Here is a 14,869-nt window from a genome sequence, read left to right on the forward strand (position 1 = left end):
GAAGCGATTGCAAGGACCTTCAAGAGTCCGGATATCCAAGGGAGATCAAATCGATGTCGAAATCCGGCTGGCTCGGCGCACTCGCGCTCGCCACCCTCATCCAGCTCGTCCCGGCAGCGCCGGCGACGGCTCAATCCTGGCCGCAGAAGCCCGTCAGCTTCATCGTGCCGTTCCCGGCCGGCGGCGGCACTGACGCCTTTGCCCGCCCCCTTGCCGCCCAGCTCGAGCAGCAGCTCGGCCAGCGCATCCTGATCGACAACCGCGGCGGCGCCGGCGGGACGGTCGGCGCGTCGGCCGCCTCGAAGGCCGCGCCCGACGGCTACACCTTCTTCATCGGCGCCGCGCACCACGCCATCGCGCCGGCCCTCTATCCGAAGCTCGACTACAACATCCAGACCGATTTCATCCCGATCGGCGTCATCGCCCAGCCGCCGCAGGTCGTGGTCGTCCATCCCGGCAAGGTCCAGGCCAAGACGCTGGCGGAGCTGATCGACTTCGCCAAGAAGAATCCCGACAAGCTGAACTATGGCTCGGCCGGCAACGGCACCACGCACCATCTCGCCGGCGAACTGTTCAAGCTCACCACCAAGGTGAACCTGACCCATGTACCCTATCGTGGCGCAGGCCCGCTGATGCAGGATCTCGTCGCCGGTCAGGTCGATCTCGCCTTCGACGGGCTTGGTTCCTCCGCCGCGCAGATCTCCAGCGGCACGCTGCGGGCCCTCGCCGTCGCTGCGCCCAAACGCGCCAGCGCCTTCCCCGATGTTCCGACCACCGCGGAAGCGGGCGTGCCGGGCTACGAGGTCTCGACCTGGTATGCGATGTGGGCGCCGAAGAACACGCCGCCCGAGATCGTCGCGAAGATGACGGCCGAGCTGCAGAAGGCGCTGGCTGCGCCGACGGTGACCGAAGCCTGGAAGAGAAACGGCTCGGAGATCCCGAACCTCTACGGCCCCGCCTTCGGCGATTTCGTCAAGGTCGAGGTCGCGCGCTGGGGCAAGGTCGTGGCCGAGGCCAACGTCAAGCCCGATTGACCGGTCCAGCGGTCACCCGCCCTCGCCCGCGTCGTCGATCACGGCGCGGGCGATCGCCAGGCTGAAGCCGGCGCGTGCCAGCGCCGCGATGTGCTTTTGCCGCTGCGCGACGCGATCACCGCGGCTCCATGGTCCGAGGCGCTTGCGGCGGGCAGCGATGCGCGCGGCATCCAGCTCGGTCTCCTCGTCGGTCGCCACGACCTCGGCGACGAGGCCGCGCTCGACGCCCTTGGTCGCAAGCCCCGCCGCCACGGCCCGCGCCGAGCGCCCCTTGCGGCGCAGGCTCTGCGCCCTCGCCTCGGCGAAGCGGCGATCGTCGACGAGGCTCGAGGCGACGCAAGACCTGACGATCTCCTCGACCGCCGTGCGGAATGCCTGGGGGTCTTGCCCGTGATGCCGGCAGCTGCGCTCCACCTTGCGCAGCAGGACGCGCTGCAATTGCACCGCCGGGACTGAATAGCGTTCGAGATAATGCAGCGCGGCCCGCCGCAGATAGTCGGCCGTGATCCGCTTGGGCGCCGGCCGCTCTCCTGCTGCCGCCTCTTTGCCCCGCCCTGACGCCAAGCTAGTCGAACCTCGGCTTGCCGCGGGTCGACTTGACCGAGGAACGCTTTACCTTCGAAGCTAGGCGCCGCTCCTTCGAGGCCTTGGTCGGCTTGGTCGCCCGCCGAACCTTAGGTCGCACCTCCGCCTGCCTGATCAGCTCGACCAGCCGCGCCAGCGCCTCCTCGCGGTTGCGGCTCTGGCTGCGATGCTCCTGGGCCGTGATGACGATCACGCCATCCTGCGTCAGCCGGCTGCCTGCGAGCTTCATCAGGCGGAGCGCGACATCATTGGGCAGCGAGGCCGAGCGGCGGGCGTCGAACCGAAGCTCGACGGCGGTCGAGACCTTGTTGACGTTCTGCCCGCCCGGACCGGAGGCGCGCACGAAGCTCTCCTCGATCTCGCTGTCGTCGATCGCGATGGACGGGGTCACTTGAATCATGGGAGGACGCTAGCCCAACACAGGGAGAATTGCAGCGATGAAGCCGTCTCGCGACATCGAGCGCCTGATCGAGATCATGGCCGCGCTGCGTACACCCGGGACGGGCTGCCCCTGGGATCTCGAGCAGGACTTCGCCTCGATTGCGCCCTACACGATCGAGGAGGCCCACGAGGTCGCCGACGCGATCGCCCGCGGCGATCTCGTCGATCTCAAGGACGAGCTCGGCGACCTCTTGTTGCAGGTCGTGTTCCACGCCCGAATGGCACAGGAGCAGGGCAGCTTCGCCTTCCCCGACGTCGTCGAGGCGATCACCACCAAGCTGATCCGCCGGCATCCGCATGTCTTCGGCGATGCGCGCGATCTGTCGCCCGCTGAGGTCAAGGCGCTCTGGGGGCAGATCAAGGCGCAGGAGAAGGCCGACAAGGCGCGCGCCAGAGCCGAGGCCGGGCTGCCGGAACCTGCAGAGGCCAAGGGCGTGCTCGCCGGCGTGCCGACCACCCTGCCCGCGCTGACCCGCGCCTGGAAGCTGCAGGCCAAGGCCTCGACCGTCGGCTTCGACTGGAACGATGCCCGATTGGTGCTCGACAAGGTCCGCGAGGAGACCGCCGAGATCGAAGAAGCGCTCGCCGGCGGCGACAAGGCCGCGATCCAGGAGGAGATCGGCGACCTGCTCTTCGTGGTGGCCAACCTCGCCCGCCATGTCGATGCCGATCCCGAGGCCTGCCTGACTGCTGCCAACGCAAAATTCCAACGGCGCTTTGCCGGCATCGAGGCGGCGTTGGAGCGCCAGGGGCGCGAGCCGCGGGAGGCCACCCTGGAGGAGCTCGAGGAGCTCTGGCAGCAGGTCAAGCGCACTGAGCGCGCCGCCCCTTGAACACATGAAAACGCCGGGCACGAGGCCCGGCGTCGATATGCATTCTACCTGTTCGATCGATCAGGGCTTCGGAGCCGGCGCAGGCGTCGCGCCCGGAGCCGGGGCGGCCGGCGTACCGGGGGCCGGCGCCGCGCCAGGGGTCGCCTCGGCGCCGCCGAGGCGCTTGCGCAGCTCCTCCTGGCGCTTGGCGAGTTCGTCCTGCAGCGCCTTCTGCTGCTCTTCCAAAACCTTCGGGTCGATCGGCGCGCCGTCAAAGGCCTTGGCGAAATCAGCCAGCGGGATGGCGAAGGTGACCTCGCGCGCGCCTTGGTTCTGCACGCTGATGTTGAGGGTGGTGCCCTTCTTCATCGCGTTGATGAGGTCGTCCTTGACCTGCGCCTCGGCAAAGCAGCCGTTCGGGAAGCAGATCGCATAGCGGCCGGGCGTCGGCTGCGCGTTGTCGACGCCGAAGCGGATGCCCGGCTGCAGCAGCAGGCCGAGCGGCATCAGGAAGCGCACGATCTTGTTGGCGTCGCCCTTGACGTCGTAGACCGCGGCGGCAAGCACCGGCTGGCCCTGGTCAGAGACGAAGTCGCGGGTGGTGTAGCAGATTTCCTTGTTGGCCGCCTGATCCTTGCCGCAGACCTTGGTCCAGCTCGTCTGGGACGGCTCGGGCTTGACCTGGACGACGGTGGGACCGGTCTGGGCAGCCTGGCCCTGGGCCGGCTGCTGAGCGGGAGCGGGCTGCTGCGCCGGCGCGGCCGGGCGATTCGCCGGACGCTGCGGCTGAGCCTGCTGCGCGCTCGCGGCGATCGGGGCTAGAGCGACGGCGGCGCCGAGGATGAGCGCGAGGCCGCGGACCGTGCTCTTCGCGGTGGCGCCCTGGCTCCGGGACAGGCGGGTCGAAGCTGACATCTGCGTTTCCTTGACCATGAAACTGGTTCGGCCGCCGGATTCGGCGGCATGCATCACCCAAGGCTCAACCCAGCAAGGTGCCGGAGCCGGTGGCGGCGTGAGCACATCAAGCGCGATTGCGGCGTTTGGATGACGCCCGGCCTGCGTTTAGCGAGTTCTGTCGCAGGTTTCCAGCCCCGAAGAGCCCGGCGCGACAAGTTTGATCGCATGTTATTCTGCGGCAGGGAATCAGTTTCGAGCATGCATCGACCTTTCAGCGCAGCGGCGCGTTACGCGTGGTGTCTCTGGCTCGTCCTGGCGGGCTTGGCGGCTTTCGGGCCGATCGGGAACCCGCGCGCAGCTGCCGCCGAGAACGATGCCGCCATCGCCATGCATGGCGAGCCGGAGCTGGCCAAGGGTTTCGCTCACCTGCCCTATGCCGATCCGCAGGCGCCGAAGGGCGGCCGAATCATCTACGGCCAGCAGGGCACCTTCGACAGCCTCAATCCTCTGGTGGTGTTGGGTGTCGCCCCCGACGCCGTCCCGCGCTATGTCCAGCAGAGCCTTCTGTTCCGCTCTGCCGACGAGCCTTTCACCGCTTATGGCCTGCTGGCCAGCAAGGTCGAGCTCAACCCGGAACGAACCCGTCTCGCCTTCCAGATCGATCCGCGCGCCCGCTTCTCCGATGGCAAGCCGGTGACGGCGGACGATGTGATCTTCACCTTCGAGATGCTGAAGACCAAGGGCAAGCCGTTCCACCGCTCGAGCCTGGGTCGCGTGACCAAGGTCGAAGCCCCCTCTCCCGATCGCGTCGTCTTCGAACTCGGCGACGGCTCCAACCGCGAATTGCCGCTGGTGATCGGCGCCATGCCGATCTTCGCCAGGCACGCCACCGAAGCCGAGAAATTCGGCGACACCAGCTTCAAGCCGGCGCTCGGCTCCGGCCCCTACCTCGTCGAGGAGGTCAAGCCAGGCGAGATGCTCCGGCTGAAGCGCCGCAAGGATTTCTGGGCCGAGGATCATGCCCTCACCCGCGGCCTCTTCAACGTCGACGAGATCCGCTACGATTTCTACCGTGATTCCAATGCTTTGTTCGAAGCCTTCAAGGCAGGACTTTACGATGTTCGCCTTGAAAGCGACCCGACGCGCTGGATGACCGGCTATGACGTCCCGGCCGTGCGCGAGGGTCGGATCGTCCGCGACACCTTCCGATTCCAGACGCCCAAGGGCATGACCGGACTGGTCTTCAACACACGCCGCCCGCAATTCGCCGATATCCGCGTCCGCGAGGCGCTGGCGATGCTGTTCGACTTCGAATGGGCCAATCGCAACCTGTTCCACGGTGTCTACCGACGCGCCGGCAGCTTCTTCGCCGACAGCGAGCTCTCGGCGCTCGGCGTGCCGGCCGATCAGCACGAGAAGGCGTTGCTCGCCGCCTTTCCCGGCGCCGTGCGCGACGACATCCTCGCCGGAACCTGGGCCCCGGCCACGACCGACGGCTCCGGCCGCGACCGTGACCAGGCTCGCCGCGCGCTCGCTTTGCTGGAAGCCGCCGGCTACCGGCTGAACGACGGGCAGCTGCGCAAGGACGGCCAGAGCGAGGCTTTCGGCTTCGAGATCACCGTCACCAACCGCCCGCAGGAGCGGCTGGCGCTGAACTATGCGACCTCGCTCGCACGCCTGGGCATCACCGTCTCGGTCCGGTTGATCGACGACGTCCAGTACTGGCGCCGGCTCTCGACCTTCGACTTCGACATGATCCAGTGGACCTGGCCGGCTTCCGCCTCGCCCGGCAATGAGCAGATCGGCCGCTGGGGTTCGGCCAATGCCGAGCGCAAGGGCGCGCTCAACTATGCCGGCGTGCGCTCGCCTGCCATCGACGCAACATTGCAGGCACTGCTGGCGGCGCGTTCGCGCGAGGATTTCGTGGCGACCGTGCGCACGCTCGATCGTTTGCTGCTGTCCGGCTTCTATGTCGTGCCGCTCTACTATCTGCCGGAGACTTGGCTGGCGCGGGCGCGCGAGATCACCCTGCCCGAGCGGCGACCGAAATTCTTCTTCTCAAATGAGACGCTGGCGCGGTCGCCCTCCCCGCCCGCGCCCGCCAACTAGAGCAGGACGCGAGAAAGTGGGAACCGATTTTTCGCAGGAAGCCTGCTCTGAACTCTCAGAACCGATCACGCTTTATGGTTTTGGATCGACCCGATCTGAAACCATCGTGATCTAGGACCGGCGATGCGGATGGGCTCCGACGAAATCTCCATCGGCGCGCTGGTCGAAGGGCTCGATTTCGACAGCCTGCTGAAGGCACTCGCCGCCCGCCGCGGCTATGAGCCGGCCTTCCGCGACCCGCCCGGCCGGCGCGACTGGAGCGATTTTTCCCCCAATGCCTTCGGCTTCGCCGAGCTCGACGGCCGCGTCGACCGGCTTGCCAACCTTCTCCTCCTCGCCAAGCCGCAAGCTGGCGCCTGCGTCGCGATCCTGGCCCCGCTCGGCCCTGAGGCCCTGGTCTCGATCCTCGCCAGCCTGCGGGCCGGCCTGTCGCCGATGCTCCTGCCGGCCCATGCCAAGGAAGCGGAGCTCTTGCCGATCATCGAGCGCTCCGGCGCGGTGATGGCGCTCGGCGTGCCACGGATCGGCGAGCTGCAGCCGCTGCACCTGCTCCGCGACGTCGCCGCCCGCTCCTTCGGCATGCGCTTCATCGGCGGCTTCGGAGCGCGCGTACCCGACGGCGTCGCGGCGCTGGAGCCGCTGCTCGGCCACGGCGCTACGCTATCGGCATTGCCGCCTGCAGCGAACCGGGCGCCGATCCGCGTCGTCGACGGACATAGCCTCGCCGGTCCCTTCACGGTCGGTGAGAAGGAGGTGCTAGCCAAGGCGCTCGAGATTTCGCGCGTGCTGAAGCCGCTGGCGTCCTCGCGCATCGTCACCACGCTGGTCGGCGGCGATCTCGCTGCGCTCGCGACCGGGCCCGGCATCGCGCTGCTCACTGGTGTCGAGCTCCTGCCGCTCGGACTGTTCGTGCTCGACGACCTGCGTGCCTGCATGGAAGGCGGGCGCATGGTCCATCTCGTCATCCCCGCCGCGCTGGAACCGGCGCTCGCGCGCTCGCGGCTCGGCGGCCACAAGTCGCTGACCAGCCTGGTCGTCACCCGCCGCGCCGGCGAGGACGATGGTTTGCCGCGCCTAGACCGACCCGACCTCGCCATCGTCGACGTGATCACGCACGCGCCCGAGCGCGTCGAGATCAGGCGGCGCAATCCGGGCTAAAGCCAGAAGGCCGTCATGCTCGGGCTTGACCCGAGCATCTCGGGCCGGAGGAAACTCCAACCCGCGCGTTCCCTTCATGAAATTCTCGGGTCGCCGCTGCGCGTCCCCCGAGAATGACGGATGAGGCCCTACGCCGCCTTCTTCCGCTCGGCGATGCGCGCGAGATCGGTCAGCAGCCGGCGCGTGCCGGTCAGGCGTTGCTCGGCCGTCTCGAAATCGTCGATGAAGACGACGCGCATGTCGGGGCGAACCTTGGCCAGCGTCCCGATCTTCGCGACATACGAGACGAGCCCCTCCGGATTGGCGAACTCGTTGTCGCGGAAGGCGACAATGATGCCCTTCGGCCCGGCCTCGACCTTCTCGACATTGGCGCGCTTGCAGAGCGCCTTGATCGCGACGATCTCCAGCAGCTGCTTGACCTCCTCCGGCAGCGGGCCGAAGCGGTCGATCAGCTCGGCGCCGAACGACTGCAGGTCGCCGTCGTCGTCCATCGTCGAGAGGCGCTTGTAGAGCGTCAGCCTGAGCGTCAGATCGCCGACATAGTGCTCGGGGATCATCACAGGCGCGCCGATCTGGATGCTCGGCGACCAATGAGCGTCGCTCTCGATCTCGATGCCGGCCTTCAGCGCCGCCACCGCCTCCTCCAGCATCTGCTGGTAGAGCTCGTAGCCGACCTCCTTGATATGGCCGGACTGCTCGTCGCCGAGCAGGTTGCCGGCGCCCCTGATGTCGAGGTCGTGGCTGGCGAGCTGGAAGCCGGCGCCGAGCGTATCGAGCGACTGCAGCACCTTGAGGCGCCGGTCGGCCTGCTCGGTCAGCTTGCGGCTGGCCGGCACGGTGAAGAGCGCATAGGCGCGCACCTTGGAGCGGCCGACGCGGCCCCTGAGCTGATAGAGCTGCGCCAGGCCGAACATGTCGGCGCGGTGGATGATCAGCGTGTTGGCGGTCGGGATGTCGAGCCCGGATTCGACGATCGTCGTCGAGAGCAGGATGTCGTACTGGCCCTCATAGAAGGCCGTCATCACGTCTTCCAGCGTGCCCGCAGCCATCTGGCCATGGGCGATGCCGACCTTGCACTCGGGCACCTGCTTGTCGAGGAAGTCCTTGACCTCGGCGATGTCCTCGATGCGCGGCACGACATAGAACGAGCGCCCGCCCCTATAGCGCTCGCGCAGCAGCGCCTCGCGCACGATCAGCGGATCGAACGGCGTGACGAAGGTGCGTACCGCCAGCCGGTCGACCGGCGGCGTCGCGATGATCGAGAGCTCGCGCACGCCGGTCATGGCGAGCTGGAGGGTGCGCGGGATCGGCGTCGCCGTCAGCGTCAGCATGTGGACCTCGGCGCGCATTTCCTTCAGTCGCTCCTTGTGGGCGACGCCGAAATGCTGCTCCTCGTCGACGATGACGAGGCCGAGATCCTTGAAGTCGATGCCCTTGCCAAGCAGCGCATGCGTACCGACGGTGATGTCCATCGTCCCGTCGGCAATACCCTGCTTGACCGCCTTGAGATCGGGCGCCGAGACGAAGCGCGACGCCTGGCCGACCTTGACCGGCAGGCCAGCGAAGCGCTCGGCGAAATTGCGGTAGTGCTGGCGCGCGAGCAGCGTCGTCGGCACCACGACCGCGACCTGCTTGCCGGCGAGCGCGGCGGTGAAGGCGGCGCGCAACGCTACCTCGGTCTTGCCGAAACCGACATCGCCGCAGACCAGCCGGTCCATCGGACGGCCGGCCGCGAGATCCTCGAGCACGGCATCGATCGTGTTCTGCTGGTCCTCGGTCTCCTCATAGGGGAAGCGGGCGCAGAACTCGTCGTAGAGCCCGTCCTGCGGGATCAGGCGGGGCGCTTCCTTGAGCGCGCGGGCAGCCGCGATCTGGATCAGCTTGCCAGCCATCTCGCGGATGCGCTGCTTCAGCTTGGCCTTGCGCGCCTGCCAGCCGCCGCCACCGAGCCGATCGAGCACAACCTCGGTGTCCTCCGAGCCGTAGCGCGAGAGCAGCTCGATATTCTCGGCCGGCAGGAACAGCTTGGCGTCGCCGGCGTAGTGGATTTCGAGGCAATCATGCGGCGCGCCGGCCGCCGTGATCGTCTGCAGGCCGACGAAGCGGCCGATGCCGTGGTCGACATGGACGACGATGTCGCCGGGTGTCAGCGAGGACAGCTCGTTGATGAAGTCCTGCGGCCGGCGCGTCTTCTTGCGCGGCCGCACCAGCCGGTCGCCCAGGATGTCCTGTTCGCCGATGACGGCGAGCCTGCCGGCCTCGAAGCCGGTCTCGAACCCCCAGACGGCGAGCGCCGTGGTGCCGGGCTTGAGGTCGAAGGCCGCCCGCAGGCTACCGGTCATCTGCACGGTCTTCAGGCCGTGATCCGCCAGCACATGGGCGAGGCGCTCGCGCGAGCCCTCGGACCAGGCGGCGAGGATGACGCGTCGCCCGTCTCCCTCCAGGGCCTTCACATGCGCGACGGCCGCGTCGAAGACGCTGCCGGAATTGTCGGCGCGTTCGGCGGCGAAGTTGCGCCCCTGCTTGGCGCCGAGATCGACGACGAGCTTGCCTTCGCTCTCCGGCAACTGGAACGGCGTCAGCGAGGCGACGCCGGCCTCGCCGATGATGCCGCGCCAATCGGCCGGCGAGAGATAGAGCGCCTCCGGCGGCAGCGGCTTATAGGGTATCGAGCCCGGCGACGGCTGGTCGAGCGCGCTCTTGCGGGCGTCGTAGTAGTCCTTGATGAGGCTGATGCGCTCGGCCACCGCATCATCGGCGTGATGGTCGAGGACGATCGGGACATCGGGCAGATAGGTGAAGAGCGTGTCGAGCTTCTCGGCCAGCAGCGGCAGCCAGTGCTCGAGACCGGCCGGACGCCTGCCTTCGCTCACCGCCTCATAGAGCGTGTCGTCGCGGCCGGGCGTGCCGAAGGTCGCGATATAGGATTGGCGGAAGCGACGGATCGAGTCGCTCGTCATCTGTGCCTCGGACATCGGCACGAGGTCGAGCCCGCGCAATTGCCCGGTGGTGCGCTGCGTCTCTGGATCGAAGGTCCGGATCGATTCCAGCGTGTCGCCGAAGAAGTCGAGCCGGATCGGCGCCGGCATGCCCGGCGGGAAGAGGTCGACGATGCCGCCGCGCACGGCGAACTCGCCGGTCTCGCGCACCGTCGAGGTCCGCAGGTAGCCGTTGACGTCGAGCCAGCGCGCCAGTTCCTCCGTATCGACCATGTTGCCCGGCGCGGCCGAGAAGCTCTCGGAGGCGACCTTGCCGAAGGCCGGCACGCGCTGGAGCGCGGCGTTGACGGTGGTCAGCAGCAGGCGCGGCCGATCGCCGGACTTGGTCCTGGCGAGGCGCGACAGCGTCGTCATCCGGTGCGCCACGATCGAGGGCGCCGGCGAGACGCGGTCATAGGGCTGGCAGTCCCAGGCCGGGAAGCTCATCACCTCGAGATCGGGCGCGACGAACTGCAGCGCGTTCTCCAGCACCTGCAGGCGCTGACCGTCGCGGGCGATGAAGACGATCAGCGCCGGCCCTTCCGATTTCTTCGCCCGAGCCCGCGTCAGATCGGCGAGCACGACGGCGTCGAAACCATCGGGCACGCCGGAGAGCGTCGGCTTGTCGCCGCGGTTCAGCGCATCGAGGACGCGCTCGAGCTGCGGCTTGGCGATCTGGGTAGGAGGCGGAATGCTCATCGGGCAGTTTTCTCAGGCGTCATTCTCGGGCTTGTCCCGAGAATCTCAGGACCAGGGCCCACTGGTTTCCGAGATGGTCGGGTCAAGCCCGACCATGACGGCGGTTCACACATGGATCGGCTTGTCGTGCTGGTGGAAGGCCTTCAGCCGCCGGAAGACCTCGCTATCGTAGTTCTCCGGCACCTGCGCCTCCCCCGTCACCCAGCTCAAAAGGTCGCGGTCGAGTACTTCGATCAGCCGCTCGAATTCGTCGAGCTCCGCATCGGTCAGATTGCCGATCTGCGCATCGGCGAAGCGGCCCATGATCAGGTCCATCTCGCGCATGCCGCGATGCCAGGCGCGGAACAGGATCTTGCGCCGTCGCGGGTCGAGATCGGCGCTGCTACGGGTCGAGCCACTCATCTTCGGCCTCGCGAAATGGAAATAGGGCCGGCCCCGTCGCGGAGCCTGCCGTCGCGAGCTATATAGCGATGCCATCTCGCGAAGTCAGCGGCAGGAATGCCGCCGGGCTCGCACTCCTGACATGCCGTGAAGCCATTGCGTCCATCCGTCCTCGATCCGCTCTTCGCACCGGCCACAGCCCTCTCCGGCGTCGGCCCCAAGCTCGCCAAGGCGCTCGACCGGCTGCTGGGCGACGAGACTCATGCCGCTCGCGTCATCGATCTGCTGTTCCATCTGCCGACCGGCGCGATCGACCGACGGCCGAGCGAGAGCATCGCCGAGGCGCCGATCGGCGAGGTCGCGACCTTCTCGGCGCAAGTGACCGAGCATCGCCCGGCCCCACCGACCAAGGCGAAGGCGCCCTATCGCGTCATCGTCGAGGACGAGACCGGCGACGTCACGCTGGTATTCTTCCATGCCGATGTCCGCCATCTCCTGCAGACCCTGCCGATCGGCGCTTATCGCATCATCTCGGGCAAGCTCGAACTCTGGGACGGCATGCGTCAGATGGTGCATCCCGACCGCATCCTCGATCCCAAGCTCGCCGCCGCCCTGCCGTCGGTCGAGCCGGTCTACGGGCTCACCGAAGGCATAGGCGGGCGCGTCATGGCCCGCATCGCCGCCGGAGCGGCCGAGCGCTGTCCCGAGCTGCCGGAATGGCAGGATCCGGCCTTCCTGACACGGTACGATTTCGTGCCCTTCCGCGACGCCATCCACGCTCTGCATCACCCGGTCGATCTCAAGGCCGCGACAGGGGAAACGGTCGCCCGCCGGCGCATCGCCTATGACGAATTGCTGGCGAGCCAGATCGCGCTCGCTTTGGTGCGCCGCCAGCAGAAGAAGGCGGCCGGCCGCGCCACCGCCGGCGACGGCGCCTTGCGCCACGCCATCGAAACCGCCCTGCCCTTCACGCTGACCGACGGCCAGCGCAAGGCGATCGCCGACATCCATGACGACATGGAGAAACCCGAGCGCATGCTGCGCCTGCTCCAGGGCGATGTCGGCTCGGGCAAGACCGTGGTCGCGCTGATGGCGATGGCGGCCGCAGCCGAAGCCAGAAGACAATCGGTGCTGATGGCGCCGACCGAAATCCTAGCCCGGCAGCATGCCGAGCGCCTGGCGCCTCTCGCCGACAAGGCCGGCCTCAAGCTCGCTCTGCTCACCGGCCGCGAGAAGGGCGCCGGCCGCCGGCAGGTGCTGGAAGGCCTGGCGAATGGCGAGATCGACATTGTCGTCGGCACCCATGCACTGTTCCAGGAGGGCGTTGCCTTTCACGACCTTGCGCTCGCCGTCGTCGACGAGCAGCACCGCTTCGGCGTGCACCAGCGCCTGCTGCTCGGCGCCAAGGGCGAGGCGGTCGACATTCTCGTCATGACAGCGACGCCGATCCCGCGCACGCTGGCGCTGACCTGGTTCGGCGACATGGACGTCTCGATCCTCTCGGAGAAACCGGCCGGCCGGAAGCCGATCACCACGCGGGCGATCTCGCTTGAGCGCTATGACGAAGTCGTCGGCGCGGTCGGGCGCGCACTCGACGCCGGTGCGCAGGTCTACTGGGTCTGCCCGCTGGTGCAGGAATCCGACACGCTCGATGTCGCGGCGGCGCAGGAACGCTTCGAGGCGCTGCAGGCGATCTTTGGCGACAAGGTCGGCCTGCTGCACGGCCAGATGCCGGGACGCGACAAGGATGCCGCCATGGCCGCCTTCTCCGGCGGAAAGACGCGGGTGCTGGTCTCGACCACGGTGATCGAGGTCGGCGTCGACGTGCCCAATGCCTCGGTGATGGTGATCGAGCATGCCGAGCGCTTCGGCCTCGCCCAGCTCCACCAGTTGCGCGGGCGGATCGGCCGAGGCAGCGCTGCCTCGACCTGCCTGCTGCTCTACAAGGGTCCGCTCGGCCAGGTGGCGGAAGCGCGCCTCACCATCATGCGCGAGAGCGAGGACGGCTTCCGCATCGCCGAGGAAGACTTACGGCTGCGCGGCGAAGGCGAGGTGCTCGGCACGCGTCAGTCCGGCTCGCCCGACTGGCGCATCGCCCGGCCGGAGATCGACGGCGATCTCCTCGCCGCCGCGCGCGACGATGCCCGCCTGCTGATCGAGCGCGATCCGCAGCTGGAGACGCCACGCGGCCAGGCAATCCGGACGCTGCTCTACCTGTTCGAGCGCGACGTCGCGATCCGCCTGCTGCGGGCCGGCTGAGATGATACTCAACCCTGCGCGAACTAGGCGTTTTCGGTAGCCTTGGACGGAATCCGGGCGACGACCTTAAGTTCGAAATCGAAGCCGGCGAGCCAGGTCACGCCCACGGCGGTCCAGGTGGGATAGGGCGGCTCGCCGATTTCCTCGGCGCGGATCGCCATCATTGTCTCGAACTGCGTCGCCGGGTCGGTGTGGAAGGAGATGACGTCGATCACATCGTCGAACGTCGCGCCTGCCGCGGCCAGAACCGCGCGCAGATTGGCGAAGGCGCGCCGGACCTGATCCTCGAACACCGGTTCGGGCGAACCATCCTCGCGGCTGCCAACCTGCCCCGAGACGAAGAGCAGGTCGCCATGCCGGATCGCGGCCGAATACTGATGCAGATCGTACAGTGCGTGCCGATCGGCGGGGAAAATCGCAGCGCGTTTAGCCATGTCGGTTCCTTTCATGGACTGCGAACGCAGCGGCCTCTCCGCGTGGTTCGCTTTAGTCGACAGGAGATAGCGGGCGACCATTGTTCGGATTAGCCGTTGAATTTGGTACACGCTGATGCAAAATCACCAGCAATGACTCGCCCTTCGCTGAACGACCTGACCGCCTTCGTCACTGTCGCGACCCGTCGCAGCTTCCGGCGCGCGGCGGACGAGCTCGGCACGGCGCCCTCCACCTTGAGCCACGCGATGCGCGCTCTCGAGGAACGTATGGGCGTGCGCCTGCTCAACCGTACGACACGCAGCGTCTCGCCGACGGAAGCCGGCTTCGAATTGCTCGGCCGCCTTCAGCCGGCGCTCGCCACCCTGGACGAGGCGCTCGACAGCGTTGCCCCCTTCCGCGGCAATGTCGCAGGCACCGTCCGGATCAATGCGCCGCGGCTGGGGGCAACCATCCTCCTGCGCAACATCCTGCCGGCGATGTCCGAACGCTTTCCCGACGTGGTCGTCGACCTCGTCGTCGAGGGCAAGCTGATCGACATCGTCGCTGGCGGTTTCGATGCCGGGGTACGCCTCGTCGACTCGATCCCGAAGGACATGATCGCCGTGCCATTCGGTGCGAAAGTCAGCTTCATCTGCGTCGCGTCGCCGGCCTATCTCGAACGCTTCGGCGAGCCCGGTACGCCCGACGAGCTCACGCGACACCGCTGCATCGGCCACCGTGTGCCGAACGGAAAGCTCTATCGCTGGGAGTTCGAGCGGGCCGGACAGGCGCTGACGATCGAGGCAGCCGGCCCGGTCATCCTCGACGACGAGGAACTGATGGTGGATGCCGCGATCACGGGCCTCGGCATCGCCTATGTCGCCAGCCCGGCGGCCGAGGCGGCGCTGGCCAAGGGTCGCCTTCGCCGGGTTCTGGCAGCGTGGACGCCCGCCCCAGAGCGGGTCGCGATCTACTATCCCGGCCACCGCGCCGTGCCGCCGGCGCTGCGGGCCTTCCTCGATGTCGCCAAGGCTGCGCGCTGGAAAGAGCGACAGCAATCCTGATCAAGCAGACGCGCTTCGCCTCCGCCATGGTGCCGGCG

The 14,869-nt window shown here is 67.8% G+C and carries 12 protein-coding genes; 6 read left to right on the plus strand and 6 right to left on the minus strand.

The window, feature by feature from the left end; all coding sequences use genetic code 11:
• Positions 1-53 precede the first annotated feature (53 nt).
• Complete coding sequence (locus CXY91_RS08790) at positions 54-1,034, plus strand: Bug family tripartite tricarboxylate transporter substrate binding protein (protein WP_100960445.1); 981 nt, start codon at positions 54-56, stop codon at positions 1,032-1,034.
• Positions 1,035-1,046: 12 nt separating this feature from the next.
• On the opposite strand, the gene CXY91_RS08795 is transcribed toward CXY91_RS08790, so the two are convergent.
• Positions 1,047-1,598, minus strand: coding sequence for a regulatory protein RecX (locus tag CXY91_RS08795; protein WP_100960447.1), 552 nt, complete (start codon positions 1,596-1,598; stop codon positions 1,047-1,049).
• 1 nt (position 1,599) lies between these two features.
• Entirely contained in the window at positions 1,600-2,019 is a 420-nt protein-coding gene (gene arfB / locus CXY91_RS08800; RefSeq protein ID WP_091828879.1) for an alternative ribosome rescue aminoacyl-tRNA hydrolase ArfB, read from the minus strand.
• 37 nt (positions 2,020-2,056) lie between these two features.
• Between arfB and mazG the strand changes: the two genes are divergently transcribed.
• Positions 2,057-2,893 (plus strand): nucleoside triphosphate pyrophosphohydrolase, encoded by an 837-nt coding sequence (mazG, locus tag CXY91_RS08805; protein ID WP_100960448.1) that lies wholly within the window; start codon positions 2,057-2,059, stop codon positions 2,891-2,893.
• Positions 2,894-2,953: 60 nt separating this feature from the next.
• Here the strand turns inward: mazG and CXY91_RS08810 are convergent, their stop codons facing one another.
• The gene (locus CXY91_RS08810; RefSeq protein ID WP_091830462.1) at positions 2,954-3,787 is read right to left on the minus strand and encodes an invasion associated locus B family protein; all 834 of its coding nucleotides are present in this window, start codon (positions 3,785-3,787) and stop codon (positions 2,954-2,956) included.
• A gap of 240 nt (positions 3,788-4,027) precedes the next feature.
• Between CXY91_RS08810 and CXY91_RS08815 the strand changes: the two genes are divergently transcribed.
• Together CXY91_RS08815 and CXY91_RS08820 are read left to right on the plus strand one after the other, a co-directional pair.
• Entirely contained in the window at positions 4,028-5,878 is a 1,851-nt protein-coding gene (locus tag CXY91_RS08815; protein WP_100960451.1) for an extracellular solute-binding protein, read from the plus strand.
• A gap of 123 nt (positions 5,879-6,001) precedes the next feature.
• Positions 6,002-7,036: an AMP-binding protein gene (locus CXY91_RS08820; protein WP_100960452.1), complete on the plus strand. Its 1,035-nt coding sequence runs from the start codon at positions 6,002-6,004 to the stop codon at positions 7,034-7,036.
• 128 nt (positions 7,037-7,164) lie between these two features.
• Here the strand turns inward: CXY91_RS08820 and mfd are convergent, their stop codons facing one another.
• Entirely contained in the window at positions 7,165-10,713 is a 3,549-nt protein-coding gene (gene mfd, locus CXY91_RS08825) for a transcription-repair coupling factor (RefSeq protein ID WP_100960454.1), read from the minus strand.
• A 105-nt stretch (positions 10,714-10,818) separates the two neighbouring features.
• Positions 10,819-11,115 carry an FAD assembly factor SdhE gene (locus CXY91_RS08830; RefSeq protein ID WP_100960456.1) on the minus strand — a complete coding sequence of 99 codons (297 nt, stop codon included), beginning with the start codon at positions 11,113-11,115 and terminating at the stop codon, positions 10,819-10,821.
• Between the two features lie 135 nt (positions 11,116-11,250).
• Between CXY91_RS08830 and recG the strand changes: the two genes are divergently transcribed.
• A complete protein-coding gene (gene recG, locus CXY91_RS08835) occupies positions 11,251-13,353 on the plus strand; it encodes an ATP-dependent DNA helicase RecG (RefSeq protein WP_100960851.1) in 2,103 nt (700 codons plus the stop codon).
• 23 nt (positions 13,354-13,376) lie between these two features.
• Here the strand turns inward: recG and CXY91_RS08840 are convergent, their stop codons facing one another.
• The gene (locus CXY91_RS08840; protein WP_100960458.1) at positions 13,377-13,787 is read right to left on the minus strand and encodes a RidA family protein; all 411 of its coding nucleotides are present in this window, start codon (positions 13,785-13,787) and stop codon (positions 13,377-13,379) included.
• 132 nt (positions 13,788-13,919) lie between these two features.
• On the opposite strand from CXY91_RS08840, the gene CXY91_RS08845 reads away from it, so the two are divergent.
• Positions 13,920-14,831 carry a LysR family transcriptional regulator gene (locus CXY91_RS08845; protein ID WP_100960460.1) on the plus strand — a complete coding sequence of 304 codons (912 nt, stop codon included), beginning with the start codon at positions 13,920-13,922 and terminating at the stop codon, positions 14,829-14,831.
• Positions 14,832-14,869 lie beyond the last annotated feature (38 nt).

The organism is Allobosea sp. FBZP-16 (assembly GCF_002831785.1).
In the GTDB taxonomy this organism is placed as follows: Bacteria; Pseudomonadota; Alphaproteobacteria; order Rhizobiales; family Beijerinckiaceae; genus Allobosea; species Allobosea lupini.